Origin of the sequence: Kribbella sp. (genome assembly GCF_035687465.1) — a bacterium.
Taxonomy (GTDB): Bacteria; Actinomycetota; Actinomycetes; order Propionibacteriales; family Kribbellaceae; genus Kribbella.
Map to the genome: position 1 here is coordinate 1 of NZ_DASRXP010000337.1, position 10,734 is coordinate 10,734.

The window sequence follows — 10,734 nt, forward strand, 5'->3', positions numbered from 1 at the left end:
TGGCCGTCCGCGGAGGAGCTCGTGAGCTCTACTCGGCCGTCAGCGGTTCGGCTCACGGACTCGATTCGGAAGCTGCTCACCAGTTCGACCTCGCCGGACTGGACCAGCTTCTGCAGCCTGCTCCCCAGCGCTCCACGAGCAGGGAGTTCATCGGCCTCGCCGCCGCCGTAGGTACGCGCCTGGTCGGTCCCACGAACCACCCAAACGATCTCCGTACCGGGTACCTCCTTGGCCAACGTGCCGAGATCGAGCAGGGTCGTCGCCGCGGAATGACCAGCACCTACGACCGCAGTACGGCGACCCGCGAAGCGCTCGCGGTCGCTGCCCAGAACGTCAGGGAGCGCTCTCGCGACTCTGTCCCGGACGTCCGCCTCGCCGCGGGCCGGGATACCGGAACCACCCAGGACGTTCGGTCGGCGCCAGGTGCCGGCGGCATCGATCACAGCGGAAGCGAGGATCTCGGTGCCGTCGGCCAGCCGGATCAGGAACGGGGCCTGCTGGCGGCCCGCAGTACGGATCCGATCGAAGCCGACCCGGGTCACCGCGACCACCGAGGCGTCGTACCGGATCCGGTCGTTCAGCTGCGGGGTCTTCGTGAGCGGAGCCAGATAGGAATCGATCAGGTCGCCGCCGGTGGGGAGCTTGCCGAGATCTGGCTCGACCCAACCGGTTTGCTCGAGCAGCCTGCGGGCGGCCGGGTCGATGTCATAGCGCCACGGGCTGAACAGCTTCACGTGCCGCCACTCATCGATCGCCGCCGCGACGCTGGAACCCGCTTCCAGTACCACAAAGTCGAGGCCGCGCTCGGCCAACTGCGCCGCAGCAGCCAGCCCCACCGGCCCTGCGCCGATCACCACGACAGGCCCAGCTACCCCCGACCCACTCGCGCCGGTGTCGCCCGTGCCGGCCGGATCGATCACTTGCTCGTTCACTATCGGCTCCCCATCGCTGCTATCTAGACGTTCTTCTAATCAGGCGCTGCCAGCTTGCCTCTTGCTTAGACAGGAGTCAAGATAGACGCATGTCTAAACAGGAGCTCCGCTTGGGGAGCGGCAGTGCATGCTGTTCGCCGATCTCCGACGCGGCGCTCGATGCGGCGCAGGCGGTCGAGGGTGCGGCGATGTTCAAGGCGCTGGCCGACCCGATCCGGTTGCGCCTGATGTCCATGATCGCCTCGGCCGATGGCGAGATCTGCGTCTGCGACCTCACCAGCCAGTTCGACGTCAGCGGTCCGACGATCTCGCACCATCTGCGCGTACTGCGCGAAGCCGGTCTGGTCGACTGTGAACGCCGAGGCACCTGGGTCTATTACTGGTCCATCCCCGACCGCCTCCGCTGGATCTCCGCCCTCCTGAACGTTCCGGAAGCAGAACTCACCCGTTGATCCTCACAGGACTTGACGCGACTCGATAGCTCAGTAACTATTGAGTCAATGAACACTGAGCGAACCTCCCTGGCTGTGCGAGCACGAATTCACGCTGCGCTAGGTGATCCGGCTCGACTGGCGATCGTGGACACCTTGGCCGCCGGCGACGCTGCGCCGGGAGAACTAGCTGCGCTGCTGAGCTTGCCGACCAATCTCGTCGCGCATCATCTGAAGGTGCTCGAGGACGCTGGTGTGGTGGTGCGTACCCGCTCGGAGGGCGACCGCCGCCGTACCTACGTCCGGCTCGTGACCGAGGCCCTAGCGGCGGTGGTGACACCGTCACTTTCTCCGGTACCGCGGGTCGTGTTCGTCTGCACGCAGAACTCGGCACGGTCGCAACTGGCCGCCGCCATCTGGGCCCGCCGCAGCCAAGTCCCCGCGATGTCGGCGGGCACCCAGCCCGCCGAACGTGTACACCCGAGGGCCGCTCGGGTCGCCCGTCGCCACGGCCTCGACCCGGGCACCTGGAGAACCGCTCGCCTCAACGACGTCGTGCAGCGCGACGACCTGATCATCGCCGTCTGCGACAACGCTTACGAACACCTGCCGGCCGAGTCTCGTCCGCGACTGCACTGGTCGGTGCCGGACCCCTCGCCCGCGGACACCGATGCGGCTTTCGAGGCCGCCTACACCGAGATCGCCGGCCGGATCGACCGGCTGGCGCCCGCACTTTCACCGCCTGAGGCAACCGAGAAGAGCCGATCATGACCGAACTCGCCGGATACCGCCGCGAAAGCCTCTCCATCGACCAGCAACTCGCCTTGCGAACCGCCGCCAGCAGACTCGGCGAGGCATTCGCAGGCATCTACGGCTCGGAGACGATCGAGCGGTTCCTGCACTCCAGCTACGACCAGTTCGCCACCGGCAGCACGATTCCGAACTTCCTGCCTCTGCTGGCTGAGCGGTTCGCCCGTCAACGGCTGACCGCGCTGGCAAGGGTTGAGGGCCATACGAACGACGGCCGCCCGGTCGTGCTGTTCCTGTGCGTTCACAACGCCGGCCGTAGCCAGATGGCGCTCGGCTTCTTCGAGCACTTGGCCGGAGACAGCGCGATTGCCTGGTCCGGCGGTTCCGAGCCCGGTGTCGAGGTGAACCCCGCGGCGATCGCGGCGATGGCCGAGCGAGGGATCGACATCTCCGCCGAGTACCCCAAGCCCTGGACCGACGAGATCGTTCGCGCCGCCGACGTCGTCGTGAGCATGGGCTGCGGCGACGCCTGCCCGATCTTCCCCGGCAAACGCTACGAGGACTGGATCCTCGACGACCCCGATGGCCTCGACACCGAGCAGGTCAGGCCCGTCCGCGACGAGATCGAGCGTCGCGTCCGCCTACTCCTCGCCGAACTGAACGTCCCCGCCGCCACCCCGGACCGCCTGTGAGCAGCGCTGTCACCCCGCTGTGGCGACGAGTCGTCGCCGAGACACTTGGTACCGGGCTGTTGGTCACGGTGGTGGTCGGCTCAGGAATCGCCGCCGCCACCTTGTCCCCGGACGATGTCGGCCTGCAACTGCTGGAGAACGCGTTCGCGACCGCTCTTGGGCTCGCAGTACTGATCCTGATGCTCGGACCGGTGTCCGGCGCACACTTCAACCCGGTCGTATCGGCTGTCGACTGGTGGCTCGGCCACCGAACCGGCACTGGTCTGACCCTGCGCGAGCTGGCCGCCTACATCCCGGCACAGCTCGTCGGCGCCGTGGTGGGAGCCGTGCTGGCCAACCTGATGTACAACGAGGCCGCCGTGTCGTGGTCGACCACCGACCGTTCCGCAGCGCACCTATTGCTAGGTGAAGTGGTCGCGACCGCCGGCCTGGTCGTACTGATCTTCGCGTTGGCCTGGTCCGGGCGCGCCACGCTGGCGCCGGCTGCCGTCGGCGCGTATATCGGATCGGCGTACTGGTTCACCTCGTCGACCTCGTTCGCCAACCCCGCGGTGAGTATCGGCCGGGCGTTCAGTGACACCTTCGCCGGGATCGCGCCAGGGTCGTTGCCGGGCTTCTTGATCGCACAGATCTTCGGCGCCATCATCGGAACTGGCCTGCTGGCCATCTTGTACCCCGGGGCCGGGCAGGCCGCGGACGACATCGTCAGCCCACGCACAAACAGCACCTCAACTACCTCAACCACCGGAGCATCCACGTGAGCAAGCCCAGCGTTCTCTTTGTCTGTGTTCACAACGCGGGCCGGTCGCAGATGGCGGCCGGGTGGTTGCGCGAGTTGGCGGGTGATGCGGTCGAGGTCCGCTCCGCCGGGTCTGAGCCGGGCGACCGGATCAACCCGAAGGCGGTCGAGGCGATGCGCGAGGTGGGGATCGACATCACCGGTGCCGTGCCGCAGTTGCTCGAGTACGAGACGGCTCAGGTCAGCGACGTGATCATCACCATGGGCTGCGGCGACGCGTGTCCGATCTTTCCCGGCAAACGGTACGAGGACTGGAAGCTCACCGATCCGGCCGGGCGGCCGATCGAGGTCGTCCGCCACGTCCGCGACGAGATCCGCGCTCGGGTGGAGAAACTGATCGGCGAACTGCAGACCTCCTGATCCACAGCACTCAGACGGTGGCGGCTGTGGTGGCCTGGATGGCGGTTGCGCGGGCGCGCAAGGCTGGACCGAGGACCAACTGGCCGGCGAAGAGGACGAGGCCAAGGGCGGCGCAGGCGAGCCAGGTGACGGTGGAGCCCGCACGCTCCAAGGCGTTGGTGCCGAGGAGCGGGCCGATCACGCTGCCGAGGCCGAAGGACATGCTGCCCGCCAGACCCAGGTATCCGCCGCGCAGATCGACCGGCGCCAGGTCCGCGAGCACGGCCCCGATCACCGCGGCGTAACCGATCTCGCCGATCGTCCAGACCACCACGGACAGTCCGTATCCCCACCAACTGTGGACGACCGAGCCGATCCCGAACCCGAGTCCCACGATCAGCATCGAACTCCCCAACAGCTTCGACCGGTCAAGCGCGGCCAGCCGGCGCCCGACGAACGGCTGGATCACCACGATCACCACCCCGTTCAAGGCGATCACCAGCCCGTACGTCGAACTGGGCAGTCCGTCGGCGGCCATCGCCAGGGGCAACGTCGAGTAGCCCTGGAAGTAGATCGTCGCGTAGCCGATCTGGATCAGGATCATCAGCAGGAAGGTGGTGTCGCGCAGAGCGACCGGCAGTAGTCGACGACGTGGTCCCTCGTCGAGCGTCGGCCGGGTCTCAGGCACCATCCGCAGGATCACTAGAGCCGCGACGACCGAAGTACTGGCGTTGATCCAGAAGAGCAGGTTGTAGCCGATGCTCGCGAGCACGCCGGCGCTGACCGTGGAGACCGAGAAACCGAGGTTGATCGCCCAGAACAGCAGGCCGTACGCGCGAACGCGCTCTCTCGGCTGCAGCAGATCGGCCACCGTGGCCTGGACCGCGGGCCGGAACAGGTCGCCCATCAGGCCGACCACGAAGGCCGCGGCCCAGATCGTCTCCATCGAACGGGCCGAGCCGAGCAGGATGAGCGCGGCCGCGGTTCCGAGGAACCCGACCAGCATGGTCCGGCGCCGTCCGATCCGGTCGGACAGCCAGCCGCCGACCAACTGCGACACCACCGAACCCACTCCGACCGCAGCGGCCACCGCACCCGCAGTACCGGCGGAGAGATGACGATCCTGGGTCAGGTACAGGACGAGGAAGGGCTGCACGAAGCTACCGAGGCGGTTCACCAACTGGCAGACCCAGAGCGCCCAGAACGCCCGGGGAAGCCGGGGAGCGCTCTCGGGCAGGGAAACGGTCTCGTTCATGGTTCTACTCTCGAACCACTCCGGCGACCTGTCGAACATTAGGCCCAGGACTAATCGAGGATCAGCCGTTAGAGTGCTGGACGTGATCACGATCAAGCTGAGCACCGACGACGTGAGCCGGATCCGGTTCGCGTTCTCGCCGATCTGGGAGACGGTGACGAGTGTCCGGGCGCTGAGCAACAACACGGTCAGCAGCGTGCACGGGCCGTGGTTGCGCAAGGTCCGCCCGATCGCTGCCGGCGATGATCTGACGTTGCTCAGGGCACTCATTCCGCCGGTCGGCTACATCCCGGACTTCATCACGCCGGCACCGCCACGGCGGTCGACCAGCTTCGAGTCGGGCCTGGCCGCGATCGCCGCGACTCCACCCGAGCTGGTGGTCAGCGAGATCACCAAGCTGCAGGAGGAGAATCCTCATCCGCTGCTCCCGGAGCTGATCGCCAAGCCAGCCCATGCGGTGACCAGGATCAACGAGGCCCTGCAGAGCTTCTGGCAGCGGACGCTGGAACCAGACTGGCGGCGGATGCGGGCGCTGCTCCAGGACGACCTGGCCTTCCGGCTCGACGAACTGGCGAGCGGTGGTCTGGACCGGCTGTTCCGCAATCTGCATCCGTCGGTGCGGTTCACGGGCGATCAGGTCGAGATCGAGCGGCCGTTCTACTGCTGCAACGGTGTGCCGTTGCACGGGCAGGGTTTGCTGCTGGTGCCGTGCGTGTTCACCTGGCCGGCGTCGCTGGGGGTGACGGCGGCGCCGCATGTGCCGACCATCACCTATCCGCCGCGCGGTCTCGGCAGGTTATGGGAGAGCGGGAAGGATACGACGGACTCGCCGCTCGCCGATCTCGTCGGCCGCACCCGCGCGGCGATCGTCGGCCACCTGGACCTGCCGATGTCCACGACCCATCTCGCCCATCAACTGGACGTCTCGGCGCCGACCCTCAGCGTCCACCTGAGCATCCTCCGCGCGGCCGGAGTCGTCGACTCCCGCCGCGACGGCCGCACCGTGCTCTACCACCGCACCTCACTGGGCAACCACCTCCTGGCAGCCTCCTCCCCAACCGAGCTCGCCAGCGCGGCACCGACCAGCCTCGCCACCTCCGCATGAGCGACCTGCTGCTTCGGCAGGGCCGCCCGTGGGGCGGGGACCCGGTCGACATCCTGATCCGCAACGGCCTCATCGCCCAACTGCCGGTCGAACCACCCCCGGCCGGGTGGTCGCCGACCGAGCCTCTTGGCGACCAGCGCGTCGAGGTGATCGATCTCGCCGGCCAACTCGTGCTGCCGGGCCTGATCGATTCCCACTGCCACCTCGACAAGACCCTGTACGGCGGCCCCTGGACTCCCCACTCCGCCGGCGACCCGCTCGCGGAGCGAATCGCGAACGACCGTCGTCGGCGAAGTGAGATCGGCATACCGAACGTCGACTACATCACCGCCCTCCTCGGGCGCATGGTGGCCACCGGGACCACGCACGCCCGAACACATACCGATGTGGACCCAGACGTCGGCCTGGCCGGTATCGAGGCCGTCGACGCGGCTGTCGAACGAATCGGCGGGCGGATCACCGTCGAGCAGGTTGCCTTCCCGCAGCACGGCATCCTGACCGAGCCCGGGACGGCGGCTCTGCTCGAACAGGCCCTGCAGAACGGCGTCCGGACGATCGGCGGCATCGACCCGGCCGGCATCGACCAGGACCCGGTCAGGCATCTCGACATCGTCTTCGATCTCGCGGCCCGCTACGACGCCGGCATCGACATCCACCTGCACGACGGCGGCTCATTGGGCGAATGGGAACTCGGCCTGATCATCCAGCGGACCAAGGCCACACAGCTCAGCGGCCGGGTCGTCGTCAGCCACGCCTACGCCCTCGGTCAGGCCGACGCGGCGATCCAGGACCGCCTCATCGAGGGACTCGCGGAGGCCGGTGTCGCCCTGGTGACCGCCGCGGTCTACAGCTTCCCGGTGCCGCCACTCAAGAAGCTCCTGGCAGCAGGCGTGCCCGTCGCCTCCGGCCATGACGGGATCCGTGATCTCTGGGGACCCTACGGTTCCGGCGACATGCTCGATCGGGTCATGCACCTCGCCTATCGCAGCACGTTCCGTCGGGACGAGGACATCGAGCTGGCATTGGGCACGGCGACCACCGGCGCCGCACGAATACTGGGGATCGACAACTACGGCCTGCACCCCGGCGCGCCCGCCGACCTGGTCGTCGTCGACGCCGGCTCACCGGCCGAAGCCGTGGTCGTGCGGCCGAGTCGCACTCTCGTACTCAAGGCCGGCCGAGTGGTTGCCCGCAGCAACGAGAACCGCTAGCCGAACCTCGCCGGACGGAGCCCACCCAGCTTCTTCGCGCGGAGCACTAGCCGAAGGTTGCCGGGTCCACTTGGATACGGACCGAACCGACCAGCTTCTTCGCGCTGCGGGCCGACTGCGCTTCCTTCAAGGAGCGCGCCAGCAACGATCCGGCGGACCGGGGCATACGAACCACCGCTCGCACGGTCTCGTCGTCGACGGCCACGGGACCCAGTACCTCCAAGCCTGCTTGGGCGTCCGTCAGCTGCCGAAGCCGTGTCAGCAGATCGGCGACAGCGTCAGTCGGTCCGGTGAGTTCTGCCAACCGGGCCGCCGGTGGGAGCCGCGCTGCCCGCCGCTCTTCCAGTTCCCGCGCCGCGAAACCGTCCGCACTCCAGCGGACCACAGCCTGCAGCGGCGTCGCCGACGGTTCGCCCACCATGATCACCGCACCACCGTCGCGAGCCGATCGCACCAGCGCCGCAGCGTTGAACCACCGCCGCACCGCCTCCTCGGGTGCGCGCAGATCAGGGCGTGCCAGCAGCAACCAGGTATCGAGGAGCAGCGCCGCGCTGTAGCCGCCTTCGGCGACTGGTTCCGCGCCGGGCGTGCTGACGATCAAGGCTGACTTGTCGGTCACGGTGTCCAGCACGTTGTCGCCGCCCGAAGTACGGACGAGGACTCCGGGGAATGCGCGGCCCAACTCCTCCGCAGTACGGCGTGCGCCGACGACCGCCGCGCGCATCCTGGTGTCACCGCACTCCGGGCATCGGTGATCGGCCGCGGGCCGTCCGCACACGCTGCAACTCGGCGGGCCGGACCCCCCCGTACGGCGAAGCGAACCGCCGCACGTGGCGCACCGAGAAGGCGCCCTGCAGGTCTGACAGACGAGGCTCGGCAGATACCCCGCGCGGGGAACCTGAACCAGCACCGGCCCGGAACGAAGGCCTTCCCGTGCGACCTCGAAGGCGCGGTGGGGAAGGCGCGCGGCCCGCGCGGCTGGATCCCGGGCCAGATCCGTGTCCGACTCCCCCGCGATGTGCACAGCAGGGGCGGCGGCGCGGATCACGGTACGGTCGGCGATCAGTTCCGCGGCCCAGCCGGATTCCAGCAGGGCGGCGGTTTCTGCGGACCGCGCGAATCCTCCGAGCAAGGCTGCGCACTGCTGACGATGAGCACGCAGGAGCAGCACTTCCCGGGCATGCGAATAGGGTGCGCGCGGCTCGGCGTACGAGTCGTCGCCGTCGTCCCACAACGCGACCAGACCCAGGTCCGCGACTGGCGCGAACGCGGCGGCCCGAGTCCCGATCACGACGCGGGTGCAGCCGCGCAAGGTGGCCAGGAAAGCCCTGTACCGCGCAGTCGGGCCGAGGTCTGCGGAGAGCATGACGAACCCGCCTGGCCCGAGCACCGCAGTACAGGCGGCTGCGAGTCGCTCGAGGTCGCGGGCGTCGGGCGCCAGCAGGAGAGCGCCTCTGCCCGCTGCTGCGGCGACTGCGGCAGCTTGGGCGAAGGCGAGTGCCCAGTCGGCGCCCGGTACTGCGGTCCAAATAGCGCGCGGGGCCTCCGCGCGCCGGACGGCGTCGAGGAATCCCTCGGCGTGGGGGTAGGGCGACCACTCGGAGGTCGAGGCGGACGCGGCCGGCCGGACGGGTTGATCGCAGCGGAGCGGTTCGGCTTCGACCTTGGCGTGCCGGGGTGGGACTGCCAGGCGGGTCACATCGGCGAAGACCCCGGCGTACCGGTCGGCGACGGCGCGGCAGAGATCCGCGACCTCGGGGGTCAGCACCTGCTCGGGTGAGACCACCTTGCGGATCCGGGTCAGCTTGCCCTCGTGCTCGGAGGATTCGAGGCGCTCGAGCACGAACCCGTCGAGGTCCTTGCCGGCGAAACGGACCTTGACCCGTACGCCGGGCTGGGCCGTGGCGGCGAGATCGTCGGGGACGAGGTAGTCGAACGGGCGGTCGAGATGCGGCAAGGACATGTCGACCGCGATCCGGGCGACGGACAGCTCCGAGGTGATCCCGGCCGGTTCTTTGGTCCGGGAACGCCGAACGGTCTCGCGAAGCAGCGTCAACTGCTCAGGTGAGTCCCCGTTCCGTGCCACCGGTGAACTCTAGTCGCCCCACCCGACAACCCACCGCAACCCCTGTGGACAAATGCAAACAGCTGCCCGTGGCCGGTGGCCAGGGGCAGCTGCTCGATGGACTACTTGGCGACCGCGGCCTTGAGGGCTTCTACCCGGTCGGTGCGCTCCCAGGTGAAGTCATCGCCGGTACGGCCGAAGTGGCCGTTCGCGGCGGTCTGGGCGTAGATCGGGCGGAGCAGGTCCAGATCGCGGATGATCGCGGCAGGGCGCAGGTCGAAGACCTCGAGCACCGCGTCGCTGATCTTGTCCACCGGGGCGGTCTCGGTGCCGAACGTGTCGACGTAGAAACCGACCGGGCTGGCCTTGACGATCGCGTATGCGACCTGCACCTCGACCCGCGCGGCGAGCCCCGCGGCGACGATGTTCTTGGCCACCCAGCGCATCGCGTACGCCGCCGAGCGGTCCACCTTCGACGGGTCCTTGCCGGAGAATGCGCCGCCGCCGTGGGGCGCCGCGCCGCCGTACGTGTCGACGATGATCTTGCGGCCGGTCAGACCCGCGTCGCCCATCGGGCCGCCGATCTCGAACCGGCCGGTCGGGTTCACCAGCAGCTTGTAGTCGGTCGAGTCGATGTCGAACTGCTCGAGGATCGGGTCGACGACATGCTTCTTCACGTCCGGGGTCAGCATCGAGTCGAGGCTGATGTCGGCGGCGTGCTGGCTGGACACCACCACGGTGTCGATCCGGACCACCTTGTCACCGTCGTACTCGACCGTGACCTGGGTCTTGCCGTCGGGACGCAGGTACGCCATCGTGCCGTCCTTGCGCACCTCGGACAGCCGCTGGGACAGCCGGTGCGCGATGGTGATCGGCAGCGGCATCAGCTCGGGGGTCTCGTTCGTCGCGTAGCCGAACATCAGGCCCTGGTCGCCGGCGCCCTGCAGGTCGAGCTCGTCGACGGAGGAGTCCGCGCGGGTCTCGTACGCCGTATTGACGCCCTGGGCGATGTCGGGCGACTGCTTGTCGAGAGTGATCATCACGGCGCAGTGGTGGCCGTCGAACCCGTAGGCGCCGTTGTCGTAGCCGATCTCGCAGATGGTCTTCCGGACGATCTCGGCGAAATCGATGGTCGCCGAGGTGGTGATCTCTCCG

The 10,734-nt window shown here is 68.4% G+C and carries 11 protein-coding genes; 7 read left to right on the forward strand and 4 right to left on the reverse strand.

Annotated features, from left to right (window positions below; all coding sequences use genetic code 11):
• Positions 1-932: FAD-dependent oxidoreductase (locus VFG33_RS17765; RefSeq protein ID WP_325053999.1), on the reverse strand; the 932-nt coding region annotated here is incomplete at its 3' end.
• A gap of 89 nt (positions 933-1,021) precedes the next feature.
• On the opposite strand from VFG33_RS17765, the gene VFG33_RS17770 reads away from it, so the two are divergent.
• The 5 genes from VFG33_RS17770 to VFG33_RS17790 are packed head-to-tail and all read left to right on the forward strand — an operon-like array spanning position 1,022 to position 3,964.
• Complete coding sequence (locus VFG33_RS17770; protein WP_325054000.1) at positions 1,022-1,384, forward strand: ArsR/SmtB family transcription factor; 363 nt, start codon at positions 1,022-1,024, stop codon at positions 1,382-1,384.
• A 48-nt stretch (positions 1,385-1,432) separates the two neighbouring features.
• Positions 1,433-2,134, forward strand: coding sequence for an arsenate reductase/protein-tyrosine-phosphatase family protein (locus VFG33_RS17775; RefSeq protein ID WP_325054001.1), 702 nt, complete (start codon positions 1,433-1,435; stop codon positions 2,132-2,134).
• The gene (locus VFG33_RS17780) at positions 2,131-2,805 is read left to right on the forward strand and encodes an arsenate reductase ArsC (protein WP_325054002.1); all 675 of its coding nucleotides are present in this window, start codon (positions 2,131-2,133) and stop codon (positions 2,803-2,805) included. The genes VFG33_RS17775 and VFG33_RS17780 overlap by 4 nt, the downstream gene beginning before the upstream one ends.
• Positions 2,802-3,566, forward strand: a complete 765-nt coding sequence (locus tag VFG33_RS17785) for an aquaporin (protein WP_325054003.1) — start codon at positions 2,802-2,804, stop codon at positions 3,564-3,566. Before VFG33_RS17780 ends, VFG33_RS17785 begins: the two co-directional genes overlap by 4 nt.
• A complete protein-coding gene (locus tag VFG33_RS17790) occupies positions 3,563-3,964 on the forward strand; it encodes an arsenate reductase ArsC (RefSeq protein ID WP_414672962.1) in 402 nt (133 codons plus the stop codon). The genes VFG33_RS17785 and VFG33_RS17790 overlap by 4 nt, the downstream gene beginning before the upstream one ends.
• A gap of 10 nt (positions 3,965-3,974) precedes the next feature.
• On the opposite strand, the gene VFG33_RS17795 is transcribed toward VFG33_RS17790, so the two are convergent.
• The gene (locus tag VFG33_RS17795; protein ID WP_325054004.1) at positions 3,975-5,198 is read right to left on the reverse strand and encodes an MDR family MFS transporter; all 1,224 of its coding nucleotides are present in this window, start codon (positions 5,196-5,198) and stop codon (positions 3,975-3,977) included.
• 82 nt (positions 5,199-5,280) lie between these two features.
• Here VFG33_RS17795 and VFG33_RS17800 point away from each other — a divergent pair, with 82 nt between their 5' ends.
• On the forward strand, positions 5,281-6,303 hold the full coding sequence (locus tag VFG33_RS17800; protein WP_325054005.1) for an ArsR/SmtB family transcription factor: 1,023 nt from the start codon (positions 5,281-5,283) through the stop codon (positions 6,301-6,303).
• Positions 6,300-7,514: an amidohydrolase family protein gene (locus VFG33_RS17805; RefSeq protein WP_325054006.1), complete on the forward strand. Its 1,215-nt coding sequence runs from the start codon at positions 6,300-6,302 to the stop codon at positions 7,512-7,514. Before VFG33_RS17800 ends, VFG33_RS17805 begins: the two co-directional genes overlap by 4 nt.
• A gap of 46 nt (positions 7,515-7,560) precedes the next feature.
• Here the strand turns inward: VFG33_RS17805 and VFG33_RS17810 are convergent, their stop codons facing one another.
• Positions 7,561-9,600 carry a primosomal protein N' gene (locus VFG33_RS17810; protein WP_325054007.1) on the reverse strand — a complete coding sequence of 680 codons (2,040 nt, stop codon included), beginning with the start codon at positions 9,598-9,600 and terminating at the stop codon, positions 7,561-7,563.
• Positions 9,601-9,701: 101 nt separating this feature from the next.
• Positions 9,702-10,734 (reverse strand): methionine adenosyltransferase (gene metK / locus VFG33_RS17815; RefSeq protein ID WP_325054008.1); only part of this gene is annotated, 1,033 nt, incomplete at its 5' end.

Excerpts from the sequence above, each read along its gene's own strand:
- VFG33_RS17795 (WP_325054004.1), bottom strand. The coding sequence starts at position 5,198 with ATGAACGAGACCGTTTCCCTGCCCGAGAGCGCTCCCCGGCTTCCCCGG.
- VFG33_RS17780 (WP_325054002.1), top strand. The coding sequence starts at position 2,131 with ATGACCGAACTCGCCGGATACCGCCGCGAAAGCCTCTCCATCGACCAG.
- VFG33_RS17775 (WP_325054001.1), top strand. The coding sequence starts at position 1,433 with ATGAACACTGAGCGAACCTCCCTGGCTGTGCGAGCACGAATTCACGCT.
- VFG33_RS17805 (WP_325054006.1), top strand. The coding sequence starts at position 6,300 with ATGAGCGACCTGCTGCTTCGGCAGGGCCGCCCGTGGGGCGGGGACCCG.
- VFG33_RS17770 (WP_325054000.1), top strand. The coding sequence starts at position 1,022 with ATGTCTAAACAGGAGCTCCGCTTGGGGAGCGGCAGTGCATGCTGTTCG.